16 protein-coding genes and 2 rRNA genes are annotated in these 16,141 nt (G+C 33.8%); 9 read left to right on the top strand and 9 right to left on the bottom strand.

All coding sequences use genetic code 11. From position 1 onward, the window contains the following. Positions 1–1,194, top strand: a complete 1,194-nt coding sequence (locus MQX03_RS20035) for a vWA domain-containing protein (RefSeq protein ID WP_242805376.1) — start codon at positions 1–3, stop codon at positions 1,192–1,194. A gap of 174 nt (positions 1,195–1,368) precedes the next feature. Here MQX03_RS20035 and MQX03_RS20030 read toward each other — a convergent pair whose 3' ends face one another. Continuing rightward, positions 1,369–2,574, bottom strand: a complete 1,206-nt coding sequence (locus MQX03_RS20030; RefSeq protein WP_242805374.1) for an NAD(P)/FAD-dependent oxidoreductase — start codon at positions 2,572–2,574, stop codon at positions 1,369–1,371. Between the two features lie 114 nt (positions 2,575–2,688). Here MQX03_RS20030 and MQX03_RS20025 point away from each other — a divergent pair, with 114 nt between their 5' ends. Next, the gene (locus tag MQX03_RS20025) at positions 2,689–3,069 is read left to right on the top strand and encodes a SpoIIAA family protein (RefSeq protein WP_129536468.1); all 381 of its coding nucleotides are present in this window, start codon (positions 2,689–2,691) and stop codon (positions 3,067–3,069) included. Between the two features lie 33 nt (positions 3,070–3,102). On the opposite strand, the gene MQX03_RS20020 is transcribed toward MQX03_RS20025, so the two are convergent. Then, positions 3,103–4,302 (bottom strand): MFS transporter, encoded by a 1,200-nt coding sequence (locus MQX03_RS20020; RefSeq protein ID WP_242805372.1) that lies wholly within the window; start codon positions 4,300–4,302, stop codon positions 3,103–3,105. A 129-nt stretch (positions 4,303–4,431) separates the two neighbouring features. Here MQX03_RS20020 and MQX03_RS20015 point away from each other — a divergent pair, with 129 nt between their 5' ends. Next, positions 4,432–5,286, top strand: coding sequence for an AraC family transcriptional regulator (locus MQX03_RS20015; protein WP_242805370.1), 855 nt, complete (start codon positions 4,432–4,434; stop codon positions 5,284–5,286). 177 nt (positions 5,287–5,463) lie between these two features. Here MQX03_RS20015 and lipA read toward each other — a convergent pair whose 3' ends face one another. Next, positions 5,464–6,330 (bottom strand): lipoyl synthase, encoded by an 867-nt coding sequence (gene lipA, locus MQX03_RS20010; RefSeq protein WP_055983032.1) that lies wholly within the window; start codon positions 6,328–6,330, stop codon positions 5,464–5,466. A 106-nt stretch (positions 6,331–6,436) separates the two neighbouring features. Between lipA and MQX03_RS20005 the strand changes: the two genes are divergently transcribed. Beyond that, complete coding sequence (locus MQX03_RS20005; protein ID WP_242805368.1) at positions 6,437–7,069, top strand: hypothetical protein; 633 nt, start codon at positions 6,437–6,439, stop codon at positions 7,067–7,069. A 56-nt stretch (positions 7,070–7,125) separates the two neighbouring features. Here MQX03_RS20005 and MQX03_RS20000 read toward each other — a convergent pair whose 3' ends face one another. Further along, positions 7,126–7,686: an RNA polymerase sigma factor gene (locus tag MQX03_RS20000; protein WP_129536465.1), complete on the bottom strand. Its 561-nt coding sequence runs from the start codon at positions 7,684–7,686 to the stop codon at positions 7,126–7,128. A 152-nt stretch (positions 7,687–7,838) separates the two neighbouring features. On the opposite strand from MQX03_RS20000, the gene tyrS reads away from it, so the two are divergent. Next, positions 7,839–9,134, top strand: coding sequence for a tyrosine--tRNA ligase (tyrS, locus tag MQX03_RS19995; protein ID WP_242805366.1), 1,296 nt, complete (start codon positions 7,839–7,841; stop codon positions 9,132–9,134). Positions 9,135–9,198: 64 nt separating this feature from the next. Here tyrS and MQX03_RS19990 read toward each other — a convergent pair whose 3' ends face one another. Further along, positions 9,199–9,633 (bottom strand): hypothetical protein, encoded by a 435-nt coding sequence (locus MQX03_RS19990; RefSeq protein WP_129536463.1) that lies wholly within the window; start codon positions 9,631–9,633, stop codon positions 9,199–9,201. 268 nt (positions 9,634–9,901) lie between these two features. Here MQX03_RS19990 and MQX03_RS19985 point away from each other — a divergent pair, with 268 nt between their 5' ends. From MQX03_RS19985 to MQX03_RS19975, 3 genes are all read left to right on the top strand, one after another. Next, complete coding sequence (locus MQX03_RS19985; protein ID WP_242805364.1) at positions 9,902–10,540, top strand: alpha/beta hydrolase; 639 nt, start codon at positions 9,902–9,904, stop codon at positions 10,538–10,540. 96 nt (positions 10,541–10,636) lie between these two features. Then, positions 10,637–11,953, top strand: coding sequence for a PDZ domain-containing protein (locus MQX03_RS19980; RefSeq protein WP_242805362.1), 1,317 nt, complete (start codon positions 10,637–10,639; stop codon positions 11,951–11,953). A gap of 1 nt (position 11,954) precedes the next feature. Continuing rightward, a complete protein-coding gene (locus MQX03_RS19975; RefSeq protein ID WP_242805360.1) occupies positions 11,955–12,479 on the top strand; it encodes a hypothetical protein in 525 nt (174 codons plus the stop codon). On the opposite strand, the gene MQX03_RS19970 is transcribed toward MQX03_RS19975, so the two are convergent. Both MQX03_RS19970 and MQX03_RS19965 read right to left on the bottom strand, forming a co-directional pair. Beyond that, positions 12,476–13,489 (bottom strand): L,D-transpeptidase, encoded by a 1,014-nt coding sequence (locus MQX03_RS19970; RefSeq protein ID WP_242805358.1) that lies wholly within the window; start codon positions 13,487–13,489, stop codon positions 12,476–12,478. The two genes, MQX03_RS19975 and MQX03_RS19970, sit on opposite strands and share 4 nt — an antisense overlap. A gap of 153 nt (positions 13,490–13,642) precedes the next feature. Further along, the gene (locus MQX03_RS19965) at positions 13,643–14,401 is read right to left on the bottom strand and encodes a response regulator transcription factor (RefSeq protein WP_242805356.1); all 759 of its coding nucleotides are present in this window, start codon (positions 14,399–14,401) and stop codon (positions 13,643–13,645) included. 152 nt (positions 14,402–14,553) lie between these two features. Between MQX03_RS19965 and MQX03_RS19960 the strand changes: the two genes are divergently transcribed. After that, positions 14,554–14,931, top strand: a complete 378-nt coding sequence (locus MQX03_RS19960; RefSeq protein WP_242805354.1) for a hypothetical protein — start codon at positions 14,554–14,556, stop codon at positions 14,929–14,931. Between the two features lie 854 nt (positions 14,932–15,785). On the opposite strand, the gene rrf is transcribed toward MQX03_RS19960, so the two are convergent. Both rrf and MQX03_RS19950 read right to left on the bottom strand, forming a co-directional pair. Next, positions 15,786–15,893 (bottom strand): 5S ribosomal RNA (rrf, locus tag MQX03_RS19955). Positions 15,894–16,035: 142 nt separating this feature from the next. Continuing rightward, positions 16,036–16,141, bottom strand: a 23S ribosomal RNA gene (locus tag MQX03_RS19950); the annotation flags it as partial.

The raw sequence follows: 16,141 nt of genomic DNA, 5'->3' as shown, positions 1-16,141 counted from the left end.
ATGAACACTTTAAAATTTTTAGCATTAACAACAAGTACAGTTGCTTTTTTAAGCGCAGGAAAAATTTCTGATATTCGTTGCAGTAACAAAGCCAACGACAGAGAAGTGATGGAAAGTAATATTTCCCAAGAGCCGCAAATAACGTTTTCAAAAGATAATAAAATTCAAGTCGCATTGCTTTTGGATACATCAAATAGTATGGATGGCTTAATCGATCAGGCGAAATCAAGACTTTGGAATATCGTGAATACTTTGACCACTTTGAAGTATAACGGACAAGCCCCACAAGTAGAAATTGCCCTTTACGAATATGGAAATGATGGTTTGAAAGATGAAAATTACATCAGACAAGTTACTCCGCTTACTCAGGATTTAGATCTGGTTTCAGAAAAACTTTTTGCCCTCAGAACCAATGGCGGAAGTGAATATTGCGGTGCAGTAATTCGTGATGCATCAACCAATCTGAAATGGGACGGGAACGAAAAAAGCATGAAGCTGATTTATATTGCCGGAAATGAAGCGTTTGACCAGGGAAAAATTAATTATAAAGAAACAATTTCTGGTGCAAAGAAAAAAAACATTTACACCAACACCATTTTCTGCGGAAGTCGTGATGAGGGAATTCAAACCTTCTGGCAAAACGGAGCGAGTCTTGGAGACGGAAAATTCTTCAATATCGACAGTGACCGAAAGGTGATTTATATTGAAACGCCTTATGATGTGAAAATTTCTCAATACAACTCTAAATTGAATGACACCTACATTTCCTATGGAAGCCGTGGCTCGGAAATGAAAAGCAAACAAACTACGCAAGATTCAAATGCTGAAATGCAGTCAGCTTCAAATGCTGTTGAAAGAGCGGTAAGTAAGTCAAAGAAAAATGCTTACAAAAACGATCATTGGGATTTGGTGGATAAAGTTGAGAAAGATAAAAGCTACATTTCGTCCATCAGAGAGGAAGAATTACCTTCTGAACTGAAAGGAAAAAGCAAAGACGAAATCAATAAAATTGTAGCGCAAAAATCAGCCGACCGCGATAAAATTCAGAGAGAAATTGAAGTTCTGGCAAAGCAAAGACAAACTTTTATCGACTCTGAAATGAAAAAGCGAGGCAATGCTGAAGGTGACGATTTAGGAAAAGCAATTGAAAAATCTATTGTAGAATTGGCGAAAAAGAACGGATATAGTTTTTAGGTTGAAATTCAGGATTTTTAGATAGATTCAAACTCTAGTATCACAACAGGATGAACTATACAATCCTGACACTAGATAAAACTTAAATAATATTTTAGAAATGATGTGAATGTTAGTATTGTTTATCAGTTTCGGGGTTCGGCAAAGCCGAACCCCGAAACATTTATTTTAAAACTATCTTCCAAATTTAAAATACTCAGAAAGTTTATGCTTTTTTCCTTTCATAAAAGCAGAGGCCATTTCCATTCCGGTAACAGAGAAAGTAATTCCATTTCCGCCAAAACCTAACACAAAATACGAGTTTTTAAATTTATCGTGAGTTCCAATGTATGGAAGTCCGTCTTTTGTTTCACCAAAGGTTCCCGCCCAGACAAAATCGGTATAAAAGTGATAATCGGGCTTTATCCTTTTCAGATTTTTGAGAATCTCTTTTTCTTTTTTATTTAATAAAGAATCACGTTTATCGGGGTCAGAAAAGTCTTCGTCACCGCCACCGATCAAAAGTCGTTCATCATCGGTTGTTCTCATATAGATGTAGGGATCATCGGTATTCCAGACGAGCGTATGTTCTATATTTTTAAATTTATCGTTGTCGATTTCAGAAACAACAGCGTAAGTACTTTTCAGATCAACGAAATGTTCTTTAATCATTGTTGAACTTTCGTAGCCTACACAATAAATGATTTTTTTAGCTTTAATATTAAACCCATCAGTTGTCAATGCTAAATTATGATCACGCAAATATTTCACCGATTTCATTTCAGTTTTATCAAAAACTTTTAAACCTTTATTCACATTAAATCTTAGTAGCTCGTGAGCAAATTTGAAGGCATCAATACTTGCGCCTTGCTTCGACAAAATTCCGCCATAAGTATTTTGGAAACCAAATTTTTCTTCAATATCTTCAAATCCGAGCCAAGTTACTTCAAATCCAGCTTGCTTTCTTGCGTCATATTCTTTTTCAAGCCAAATTGCATCTTTCTTTTTCGAGGCAAAATATAGTGACTGTTTTCTTTTAAAACCCGAGCGGGCTTTTATTTCTTTGGTTAATTTTTCAAGGTCATCTATTGATTTTGAACAGGCTTTATAACTTTCTACTGCCCCTTTTTCACCAATCATTTCAATCAATTCATACAATGGAGTATCTATTTCGTATTGCAACATCGATGTTGTGGCAGAAGTACTTCCGTTGCAAATTTCACGTTTATCAATCAAAATAGTTTGGTATCCGTCTTTTATCATTTGATGGGCGATGAGACTTCCTGTGATTCCGCCACCGATGACAAGAACATCACATTCTTCATCAGATTTTAGAGATGGATAAGAAGAAACAAGGCCATTTTTCAAAAGCCAGAAAGGTTCGTTAGATTTCAAGTCCATAGAAATTATTTTTCAAATTACAATCAATAATTGAGCCTTAAACACATTCATTCTTTAATTATGGTTTAATTATTGATCATTTAAAGCTAACCAAAACCATTTAAAATATAAATTATGATCACGATTATTAATGATGCACCGGAAAATGTAGCTGCATTCAACGCAACAGGCGATGTTACGAAAGAAGATTTTGAAAATCTTGTCATTCCTTATGTGAAAAATAAAGTGGAACAGTTCGATGAATTAAATTATCTCCTTTATTTGGATACAGATTTGAGTAATTTTACAATGGGAGCTTGGCTTCAGGATGCGCTTTTAGGAATAAAAAATCTTTCAAAATGGAATCGTGCAGCAATTGTAACCGACAAAGAAGGAGTACAAAATTTCACGGATATCTTCAGTGTTCTGATGCCCGGAGAATTTAAATCTTTTCCAAAAGAAAACTTGTATAACGCCTTATATTGGTGCCAAAACGGAAATGAAGTTGAAGATTAGAAAACAAAAAGAGAAGCAATTGCTTCTCTTTTTTTATTGATCACAGGTAACACATTCAGTAATAATTTCCTTTTCGGCAACATTTGATGAGCGATACATATAAAAATAAATGATACTGATCACTAAACCAATAATCGTCATCCCCACTCCCACAAGCGAAGGATAATTGTAAGGCAAGCCATGTTCTAAAGGAATTCCTCCCAAGAAAGCGCCCATCGCATTGGCAATATTAAATGCAGCCTGCATAAAAGCGGCAGCCATCATTTCACTTTTTGGTGCAGCTTTCATCATCATGATATTAATGGGTGCAGCAACCGACATTGAAAGAGCTCCACAAATGAAAGTTAAAACCAAAGAAACACTTTGATATTCTGAAAGGAAAAATACTCCTGACAAAGAACACATCATCAAAAACAGCAATAACACACATGTTTTTTCCGGACCTAATTTATCTGAAAGAAAACCTCCAGCTAAATTCCCGACAACCATTCCGCCACCGGCAAGAATCATGACGTACGCCATATGACTGCTTTCAATTTTCGAAACAACGGTCATCAACGGTGTGATGTAGCTAAACCATGTAAATAATCCTCCAAAACCGATAGCCGTAATTATTAAAACCAACCATGACTGTTTGCCTTTGAGGAATTTTAATTCTTCTAGGAAATGACTGTCTTCCTTTTTCTCCATTGCTGGTAGCCAAAGTTTTAAAGCTAATAAAGTAGCCAGACCAATCACTCCAACGATCGCAAAATACCAACGCCAGTGGAATGCATGTCCGATGTACGTCACCAAAGGAACCATTGCTAAATTGGCGACCGTCAATCCGGTAAACATCAATGAAATATACAATGCCTCCTTCCCTTTTCCCGCCATTCTTGATGCCACCACAGTTCCGACTCCAAAAAATGCTCCATGTGGTAAACCAGACATAAATCTGATAATTAACATCGAATTATAATCTGGAGCTATAGCTGATAAAGCGTTAAAAATGGTAAAAATCACCATCAAAACAAGCAACACCTTTTTGGGTGGAAATTTCACAGAATAACCAATTAAAATCGGCGCTCCAATCACTACTCCCAAAGCATACGCCGCAATTAAATGACCAGCTTGCGGAATGGTAATCTGCAACGTTTTTGCAATATCGGGAAGCAATCCCATTATCGTAAATTCTGTCGTTCCGATTGCCAAACCACCGATTGCTAAAGGCAAAATTCTTTTATCAAACATCTCTTCCTATTTCAAAGTGCAAAATTCGGAAGAAATAATGGTTGTTATTTGTTCTGAAATGATTAATTATTGCTTTGTATTGACAATTTTAAATAAATTTGCATTAATTATTAATCAAAATAGAACCTTATGAAAATCCAGAAAGAAATCATTGAATTTGAAGAGGGTAAATCTTTCAAAATTTTCGAACCATCTATGAAGCATTGTTTTTTCTGGCACTATCATCCTGAAATTGAACTGGTTTATGTAGAAGCTCTCAACGGAATTCGTCATGTAGGAAAAGATATTTCCGGTTTTATGGAAAGTGACCTTCTTTTAGTAGGTTCGAATGTTCCGCATCTGAATTTTGATTACGGAATTAAAACTGAATACAAGCAGGTTGTATTGCAGCTTAAAGAAAATTTTTTGGAGGAAATGATTCTTCCCGTTCCTGAATTTGATGATATTAAAAAACTTTTAGACCGCTCCTATCTCGGATTATCCTTTTTCGGAGAAACGAAAAAAATCGTTGCAAAAAAGCTTCATTTAATCAAACAAAAAAATCCTTTTGAATCACTCATCGCTTTAATGGAAGTTTTGCAAATCCTTTCTCAATCAGATGAGGTTAAAGAGTTAAATAAAGAAGATACACGGGTAAAATGGTTTTTAAATGATAAAATCAGAATGGGAACTATCTACGATTACATTAACGAAAACTACGATAAAAATCCAAACGTAAATGTGATTGCTGAAATGGTAAGTCTCAGTACACCTGCATTTTGCAGATATTTTAAAAAACAGACCAACATGACCTTTACAGATTTTGTGAACAATTACAGAATCAATCAGGCAAAAATGCTATTGCTTCAGAACTTATGCGTTTCAGAAGTTTCTTTTCAGGTAGGTTTTGATAGTCTTTCTTATTTTAATAAATTATTTAAAAATAACATCGGAGAAACCCCGACCGCTTTCAAGAAAAAACACTTGAATAAAGTTGAAAGCTAATTTTGAACATTGACAATTCCCCCCCAAAGGAGGGGTGGATAAATTTTCAGTGAAAATTTAGACGGGGTGGTTTTAAATCCCATATTTATCTATCTCATAAAAGAAGTTTAAGAGGATTCTCCAGTCACTTTACCCCTTCATAAAAAATCGCTCCAAAAATTGAAGCGATTTATATTTTTAATGAATGTGTTTTTCTGCGTGGTAAGAACTTCTTACAAGAGGCGAACTTTCAACATGTCTGAAACCCAAGCTTCTCGCAAAATCGCCGAATTCATCAAATTCTTCAGGAGTAATGAATTTCTTCACAGGCAAATGTTTTTTTGTCGGCTGTAAGTACTGTCCCATCGTAATCACATCTACATTGGCATTTCTAATGTCTTCAATTGTTTGAAAAACCTCATGTTTTTCTTCACCCAAACCAAGCATCAATCCGGTTTTAGTTCTGTTTTGTCCTGCTTCTTTTAAGTATCTTAAAACCTCAAGGCTTCTTTCATATTTCGCCTGAATCCTCACTTCTCTAGTCAAACGTTTTACGGTTTCCATGTTGTGAGAAATCACTTCAGGAGCTACATCAACCATTCTGTCCAAATGTTTTGTCAATCCCTGAAAATCAGGAATCAACGTTTCCATTGTAGTTCCCGGAGAAATTCTTCTTACAGCATTTACTGTTTCGCCCCAAAGGATTGATCCCATATCTTTTAAATCATCACGATCAACAGATGTTAAAACTGCATGTTTGATCTTCATTAATTTGATTGAACGAGCCACTTTTTCAGGTTCGTCCCAGTTCACATCCATTGGTTTTCCGGTTTTTACACCACAAAATCCACAGCTTCGGGTACAAATATTCCCCAAAATCATGAAAGTTGCTGTTCCTTCTCCCCAACATTCTCCCATATTCGGGCAGCTTCCACTTTGGCAAATTGTATTTAATTTATATTTATCAACCAACGTGCGAAGTTCTCTGTAATTCTTTCCGGTAGGAAGTTTTACACGAATCCATTTTGGTTTTTGAACGGTAGTATCCTGAACTAAATTCTCCATTTATTTCTAAAATTGACTTCAAAGTTAAGGATTTTTTTATCGAAACAATCAAAGACTGGCATTGATAGAACAGATAATTTCGTAAATTTAAACCTTATTATTTCCTATGAAGACTACATTTTGCTTTCTATCTATTATTTTCAGTACGTTTTGCTTTGCTCAAAAAGAATTTCAGCCGAAAGGTTCTGAAATAATTCAAACTGTTGACGATGATCTGGATGGTGATAAAATCCCTGAAAAAGTGATTGTTTACAATACAAAAGATACAACTGATCTGGGAAATATCCGCGAACTTCAGATTCTGAAAAAAAGTAATGGAAAATGGACCATCCTAGAAAAATCAAGAAACGCAATTCTTGAAAGCAGAGGCGGCGGAATGATGGGAGACCCTTACCAAGATATGGAAATAAAGAAAGGTATTTTGGAAATCACTCAGGCAGGGGGAAGCAGTTGGAAATGGGGTTATACCGACAAATACAGGTTTCAGAACGGTCAGTTTGAACTGATTGGATATGATTCTACTTACGGAAAACCTGAAGAATATTTTTCGAGTGTAGAATTTAATCTTTCAACCGGGCAGCTTAATTTCGAAAAAGAAGTTGAAAATACTGCAGAGTATGGAAAATCTAAAAAGGAAACTTTTATTAAAAAAGGAGTGAAAATTAATCTTCAAAATAGAAACTTGGAGGAACAGAGAAAAATTACGCTTCCACAGACGAAGGAGGATGTTTATTTTTAACGTAAAATATACTGACTGGGAGCCTTGTCAAGGTTTAAAACCTTGACAAGGCTTTTTTAATTATCCTCAAACTCGTTATTTTTCAATAATTCAGCGAGAACTTTTTTAGCACGCATGACACGTACTTTCGTATTGGCGACAGAAATCCCCAATTCTTCCGCAATTTCTTTGATGCTTTTTTCTTCAAAGAATCTTAATTTGATAATATCCTGATAGTTACCATCCAAAGATTCGATGGTTTTGATGATTTTCTTTTGCTCTTCATCAGAAATCATCAGTTCTTCAGGAGATTTTGCATAATGATTTTTTACTTCATCTAAATTTTCTGTAGGGTCTTGATTTTCTCTGCTTTTTCTCCGCCAAAAATCAATAATTGTATTTTGAGCAATCGTCAGAATCCAGGTTTTAAATTGAAAATGAGGATCGTACATATCCAATTTAGATAAAACTTTTGAGAAAACATTGACAGTGATTTCATCGGTATCATTTTCGTCATGTACTTTTTTCATCACAAAAGAAAAAACATCTACCCAAAAAACATTGATAAGTTTTGTCTGAGCTTTTTGATCTTTTTCTTTTGCTTTTTGGATGAGCGAAAATAATTGTTCGTCTTTCATTACTAACAAATTTATTAAAATTAAAAGATTAAAGAATTAAAAAATTTAAAGAAATTGAATTTAGAGATTTAAACTTAGTTGCAGAACAAGTCTGCTTATTTCACATTCTATATTTTACTTATCTTTGCACCTTAAATTTTAAACAAAAAATAATGAACTCTTTTATTGAAGAACTGAAATGGCGAGGTCTTTTTTCTGACATGATGCCCGGAACCGACGAACAACTGAATAAGGAGATGACCACTGCCTATATCGGGTTCGATCCTACCGCAGATTCTTTACATATCGGAAGTCTTATTCAGATTAAGATTTTGGCTCACTTTCAGCAACACGGTCACAAGCCGATTGCTTTGGTTGGTGGTGCTACAGGGATGATTGGAGATCCTTCAGGGAAATCTGCAGAGAGAAATCTTTTGGATGAAGAAACACTTTTACATTATGTTGATTGTCTGCAAAACCAACTTTCAAGATTTCTCAATTTTGAAGGAAATGAAACCAACAAAGCAGAACTAGTGAACAATTACGACTGGATGAAGAAAATCTCATTCCTTGATTTTGCTAAAAATGTTGGAAAAAACATCACGGTCAACTATATGATGGCGAAAGATTCTGTGAAGAAGAGACTTTCCGGAGAAGCTGGTGTTGACGGAATGAGTTTTACTGAATTTACTTATCAATTAATTCAAGGATATGATTTCCTTCATTTATACCAAAATAATGGTGTAAAACTTCAGATGGGAGGTTCTGATCAGTGGGGAAATATCACCACAGGAACAGAATTAATCCGTAGAAAAGTACAGGGAGAAGCTTTTGCTTTAACGGTTCCTTTGATTACGAAAGCTGACGGTTCGAAATTCGGAAAGTCTGAAAGCGGAGAAAATTACTGGTTAGATAAAAAGAAAACTTCACCTTATAAATTCTACCAATTTTGGTTGAATGCAACCGATAGTGATGCAGAAAGGTTCATAAAATTCTATACGTTCTTAGGACAAGAAGAAATTGAAAGTTTAATTGCAGAACATCAAACAGATCCTGGCGATAGAAAATTACAAAAGAAACTAGCTGAAGAAGTTACAGTTTGGGTTCACGGTAGAGAGGAATATGAAAGAGCTTTGAAAGCTACTAAAATTCTTTTCGGAAAATCTACTGCTGAAGATTTAGCAAGTCTTGACGAAGAAATTTTCTTAGAAATTTTTGAAGGTGTACCTCAGAAAGATGTTACAAAAGCTGACGTTTTAGGAATCAATATTGTTGATTTACTTTCTGAAAAATCAGGGTTTTTAAAATCTAAAAGTGAAGCTACAAGAGAGTTGAAAGGAAATGCAATCTCTGTAAATAAAGAAAAAGTAAATGAAGTGTATACTGCCAATGAAAGCGATTTAATTGACGGTAAATTCTTATTACTTCAAAAAGGAAAGAAGAATTATTTTATTGTAAAAGCAATATAATATTTCAATCCATATCAAAAAAAACCGCCGATTGGCGGTTTTTTTATTTTATTTTTTAAATTAATTACAACTCCAAAAAGCTGTAATCAATAGAGGCGTCTTTTGTTCCTACTCCCGTTGCGGTGTCAGATTTTGCAACCACACCATCAACGTATAATGTAACGATTAATTGAGAATCTGCATTTGTAAGAAGTGCATTTGCATCTAAATTAAGTTGAGACTGGCTTGAGTTTACGAAAAATTCGTCGCTTGCCCAAACAAGACCTGGTGTATCAAAATTAGTATTTTGGCTTACTCCAACCTGAGTAACGATAGTTTTAAATACTGGTATTGCTGTTCCTGTACCTTTTACCAATTTTGCTTCAAACTGTACAAGGTGATCTTGAAACTCGTCTTCGTCATCATCTTTACAAGAATTCATAACAGATACAACAGAAAATAATGCGACTACCATTAATGAAAGTCTATGTAAACTTTTTGATTTGTAAATTTGCTTCATTTCTCCAAATAGATTTTTAATGTTTCAAATATAGGATTTTTATCAATATAAAAATAACTTTTATGTAAAATTTCCAATAAAAAAATACAATCAATAGCAATTCAACAAAAGACCTATAGGCAATTTCATTGTGTTTGTTCTCATTATGACACTTACTATTTTTAATTTAAATAAATCATTATTAATTATCTTTGCTCTATCAATCGCTTAGATTTAAATTAATTTTTACAGCGACTCCATTTAACAATAAAAAATAGATTCTTAGTATATGAATTTAGATTACATCGTCAGAGAGCCGGAAAACATTACTCCCCAAACCCCTATTCTCTTTATGCTTCATGGTTACGGCAGCAATGAGCAGGATCTTTTTAGTTTTAGAGAAAGTCTTCCCGCTGACTGGATTCTAGTAAGTTTCAGAGCTCCGAGAGAAACTCAGTTTGAAGGATATTCATGGTTTGATATTGATTTTAATAATCCTGAGCAGTTTATAGACATCGACCAGGCAAAGGAGGCATTGGAAACCGTTTTGCAGAACATCATGGCCATCACCAACAAATACGGACTTACGGATAATAAGACACATCTTTGCGGATTTAGTCAGGGTGGAATTTTATGCTACAGCTTAGCTTTAAAATATCCTGATCTTTTTAATTATGTTGCATGTTTGAGCAGTTATCCTGAAGAGAAATTGCTGACAGACATTGTAAAAGACAAAAAAAAGCTGGAGAAACTTCGGTTTTTCGTTTCCCACGGTACTGACGATGCCATTATTCCTATGGAATGGGGAAGAAAAGCTGCAGATCTGCTGTATGATTTGAGCTGTTATTTTACTTTCAGAGAATACATGAGCGGCCACGGTGTCAACCAAAAAAATTATATCGATTTAATGGAATTCTTTTCAAAATAAAAGGATTTCTTTAATCATTTTTAAACATTCTCAACAATTTGAGAATGTTTTTTATTTTTAATTCAATTATTTTAGTAATTTAATAAGATGAAATTAATGTATTTTTTATTCATTTGTATGTTCAGCGTTTTTGCGAATGCTCAAAATAGCTTTGAGATAAAAGATGCGAAAAAAATAGTCATTCCTTTTAAGCTGATTAATAATTTAATTTTCATTCCGATTACAGTAAATGGTGCCGAACTTACTTTTATGTTAGACACTGGAGTTGCCGAAACCACCATTTTCAGTCTCGAAAACAAAGAATTAAAACTTTCACCTTTAGAAAAAATGAAATTTTCCGGACTTGGAGGAAGTGCTAGCATTGAAGGTTTTAAATCTGATCACAATATTGGCAAAATAGGAGAACATTTTGTCAATACTTCTTTTACTCTATTTATTATCTTGGATCAGGATTTTAATATTTCATCTCACGTCGGGATTCCTGTCAATGGTATTATTGGATATCATTTTTTTAAAAATTATCCTGTTGCAATAGATTACAGTTCGAAAAAAATCACAGTTTACAACAATGATGATTTATTCAAAAAAAGAATTAAAAAATTTGATGAATTACCTATTTCCATCGAAAGGAATAAACCTTATATTTTTGCTGATGTAGAAATGACCAACGAGAAAAAAAATTCAAAGCTTTTGATTGATATGGGAAACAGTGATGCCATTTGGCTCTTCCCTATTTTGATTAAAAATTTCGTTTATAATCGACCGAATATTGATGATTATTTAGGAAGAGGATTTAATGGCGATATTTTTGGCAAAAGAAGCCGTATCCACAATTTTTATTTGGGAGATTTTATATTTGAAAAACCTTTGACCGCAATGCCTGATGAATTTTCTATTCAACATGTCAATTTGGTTGTTGAAAGAAAAGGTTCTATTGGTGGAGATATTTTAAGGAGATTCACGACAGTTTTTGATTACAAAAATCAAAAATTATATTTGAGAAAAAACAAAAATTACAATGACCCGTTTCACTTCAACATGAGTGGTTTAGATTTTCAACAAGATGGATTGCAGTGGGAAAAAGATTTGGTTAATCTTGAAAGTAAAAACAGACAAAGCAATTCTGCAGAATCAACAATTATAAGTAATACATTACAATACAAATTCGTGCTAAAACCTTTCTTTTCGATTGCCGGAGTTAGAAAAGACTCTCCTTCTGACAAAGCGGGATTAAAGAAAGGCGATCAACTTATCTCTATCAATGGAAGAAAAACAGCTGATATGACGTTGCAGAAAATCATGGAAATGATGAAATCTGATGAAGGCAAAACAATTAATATGGTTATTATGAGAAAAAATCAGGAACTTCGCCTTAGTTTTACATTAGAAGACCCAATACCATATCAAGATTAATATGCAAACAGAAGAAACCACCTTAGACAAAATAAGAAATCGGCCGAGATTCAAAATGTACACCCATTTGAGTAAAGAAGCTTATGCCGAAAATCTCAAAAAATATTTGGCTGAGCATAAAGGTGAGTTTTCAGGAAACATTAACAAAGAAATGGCTACCATCTGTGTAGAAACCGTATACAAACAATATTGGCAGCCTCAATTATCTCTTCGTACAGAAATTGAAGATGACCAAACCGTTATCAGAGGAGTTTTCGGGCCAAGTTCTTCGGTCTGGACATTTTTCATGTTTCTCTACTTTCTATTTTCAATTCTCTGGATGACATTTTTTACCATGTACTACGTTGAAAAACAAATTAAAAGTTTTGAATATCCTTGGGCTTTAAATGCTTCATTCGTCATGCTGTTCTGCATTGCCGCAACATATGCTGCAGCAAGAATAGGACAAATAAAAGCTAAAGATGAGATGAAAAAACTCAGGAAGTTTGCTGAAGAATCGACCTTACATCATGAAAAGAAAATTTAGTTGGTAGCTTCCGGTTCTACAGCTGGAGCTGTAACTTCAATCACTTTTGATGCTTTGATAGAATCAGAAACTTTTTCTCTATTGGTTTGCTCTTTTACCATTTTTTCAACATGAGGTTTGATCAAATTGGTCATCTCTTCAACAGAAATGTTGTTGGCATTTGGATCGTTTAAAAGATTTCTCCAAGGTTTTCTTTTTCCCCATGGATAGTCACCAAAAACAATTACCGGTGTTCCATTGGCTTTTGTAGTTGCCCCACCTGGATTTAATATCCACGTATCAGCATAGCTGTATAACCAAATTGCATCTTTCATCAACAATCTCAAACAAGAATGTGAAGCAGGATAGCCAGGAAGGTCATACTGATGCCATCCAATCCCGTGAGTATTATGAATATTAAAATTATAAGGCAATTTCCACTCGCTTTTTACCGTAGATATAGCCAATTTCTTCTTCCAATTAGCAAACATTAAACCTCTTGTCGTTTGCGCTGTTTTTTTACCCATACTTGTCGGCCCCCATTTCACCAACGTTCCATTTGAATAAACTCCATAAGCCTGAATCGGGTAAGAGAAAACGACAAACTTTTTCACTTCGCTCAAGACATCAAGCTGCATCGGAAAGGGAGAATACGCCATCAAAGTAGTATCAATCTTTGCTGGAACAACTAAAGTATCAGAATTCCATTTACTTTTAGAATCTAATCTGTTGAGTGCTAAAATTGCATAACGTTCCCTTTCGGTATATTTTTTACTAAAAATTGAATATAAAGAATCTCTTAGCTTCTTATCTTTCGGAATAGCAAAAGCATTGTAAAAACCGTTTTCCTGCATTGCAGGTGGTACAGATTCTTTTATTTCAGTTTTTGTAGCTACTGAGTCTGATTTCTTTTCGTCTGATAAAGTTCCTGAAGATGTACTTTGTGATTGGTTGTCTATTTTTTCGTTATCTTTCTTACATCCAGTAAGTAATAATGCAAAAAATAAAGTGTAGAATAATGATTGTTTCAAAAATAATTTTTTCATAAATAAATAGAGGTCATTGAGTTTGTACTAAAGATACAAATATCAGACCTAAAAACATTTAAATCAGAAAAAATATTTCCCTAAGTAATGTACTTAATTGAGATTGAAAAATTTAGAATAAGAATAAAAGAATTTAGATTATAATAATTTATTGATTTTAGCATAACTTAAGGCTTCAGCAATATTGTCGACTTCAATTTTTTCAAAGAGTTTTTTACGATGGAATTTAACAGTATCTGCAGTAATAAAAAGTTTCTGAGCAATTTCATTGATCTTGAGCCCACCAGCATAAAGACTCAGTATTTCATATTCTCTAGGCGAAAGTTTTTTCTTTTCTTTCTTGATCCATTTAAGTTCACTTAGATCATATTCAAAAGTCTCATCTGAATTTTCTTTGCTAATAAAAACATTACCTGAAGACTGATTATTTGAAAGCGAAACCATGCACATCGCTTTCCATATTTTACCATCATTGGTAAGGAACAGCGGGGTCAGTTTATGGTTAATCAGAACAGAATTGTTTTTCTCATTGATGATGTGGAAGTCATAAGAAATTGTGTGGAGTTTTCTTTCTTCTAAAGGTATATTTTCGTAAAAATTAAATCCAATTTCGTTAATTTTTAGAAGCAACTCCAAATCTTCGGGGATGACGTTTTTAAAATAAAATTCATAGCCCAATTTCAGGACTTCATCCGCTGACTTTCCACATAAAAACAAAGGGTTATCGGAAACATATTCAAATGATTTTTTCTCGTAATCAATAATATAGAAACTCTGATAGGTTATTCTAGAAAATGCTTTAGCAGTTTCCAAATAATCATTGATTTGATTGTAATCAATCTGTGAACTATTATTGATTACATTTTTATCATTAAAGAATTTATTGATCTCTTCCATATTTTACCAAAAGCCATACTACCCGAAAGTGTAGTTTTTATGATTATCAGGCAAATCTACACAAAAGTGTAGGGCTTTACAACAGTCACAGTGATACCTTTACAAAAAAAATCATCAGACATAGAATTAATATTAACTTAAAAACTTTTACAATGAAAAGCTCTTACTATTATTCACTATCCATCATTTTTGTTTTGGTCTTTCTTTTATCTTCGTTCGAAAGAGGTAGACATACCTACAGAAATTTATGGACAATACCTGCACAAAAAAATTTAAAGATTAAAAATTCGCGCAAAGAAAATCTTGAAGTAGTTTTATACAATACATCTAAAACTGAAAATCTAAAGTATGTTAATAGCAAAAATGAAGTAAAAGATTTACCAAAAAATGATTCTGTTATCACAAAAATCAATTTTACTAATGAATTATATATCGTCAACAATTCTAATGAAGAAGGTTTTTTTAAAATAAAAATCCTAAAAAACAGCGGAAAAATAAAGGCACAAATTATAGATGATATAAAAAAGTAATTTGGCTAAAAAAAACTACTAACCACAATTACCATCAGCAATGATGGTAATTTTTTTTATGTTATCAGCAATCATGCAATATTTAGATATAACTGTACTTAATTAATTTTTCTCTTTTATTGGGAGCTACATCCAGCTCTCCACTGTATCTTTTTTGTGCCCGTGCTTTTGCCGGATAACAAAAAAGGATGCCGTTTCGATCTGGGCTATGGATGGCAACATAATTAGATTATCTGTGAAAACAATCATCTTTTTTTCATTTTCAAGACTATTACTTGATGGTTGATGGTTGATGGTTGATGGTTACGCAAAATTACATATTGTAACACTATTTTAGGACTAGTGGAGATTAAATTATTTCTCATCAAAATTTGGAACGAATTGTAAAAAACAATCAATAATTTTTCAATAATAATATTCACTTTCAAAAAAGCCGCAGAGCGGCGGACTGTCAATAGAAGAATATGAACAAAAGCTCACGAGAAGTTGAAGCTCCGGAGGAGCGACTTGTAAATTCTGTGCAGCATTTACAAATGAGGAATAGATAGCATTCCTACGGATCGCATTTCTTATCTTATTAGCTTTTCTACACAGATATTGATCCTACGGAGCAAGAGCACGGATTATCTGATTTAGTTATCAAATCTTGAATATTCAAAAGTAAACTTTGAATACTAAGTTTTCATCCCAAAACACTAAACTATTTTAATTTCCATCAACTTCTTTATCCTAAACTAAATCTCACATCTCGAAACATCGCATCGCGAGCCTTGAAGGTTAAACTTGGAGTTGACTTCGTTGAGTTTATATCAAAAAAAATCCTCAATCAAGTAAATGATTGAGGATTTTAAAAAAACTGGCGGCGACCTACTCTCCCGCTTTCGCAGTACCATCGGCGCTGGTGGGCTTAACTTCTGTGTTCGGAATGGGAACAGGTGAGCCCCACCGCTAAAACCACCCTAAAGGTTGTATATGGTTGTCAGTTTTTGGTTGATTGTTGATGGTATAATACTATCAACTGTCAACTCTTTACTGTCAACTGTTTAATCGATAAAAATGTTCACAAAGAGAGAACCTTGATTGCGCAATTAAGCGTTGCCAATTAGGCTATAAATCTACGGGTAATTAGTACTACTCGGCTATGCTGTTACCAACTTTACACCTGTAGCCTATCAACGTCGTCATCTCCAACGACCCTTAAAAGATGTCT

Origin of the sequence: Chryseobacterium aahli (genome assembly GCF_022699665.1) — a bacterium.
GTDB classification, from domain to species: Bacteria; Bacteroidota; Bacteroidia; order Flavobacteriales; family Weeksellaceae; genus Chryseobacterium; species Chryseobacterium aahli.
This window is presented reverse-complemented; position numbering and strand designations above follow the sequence as displayed.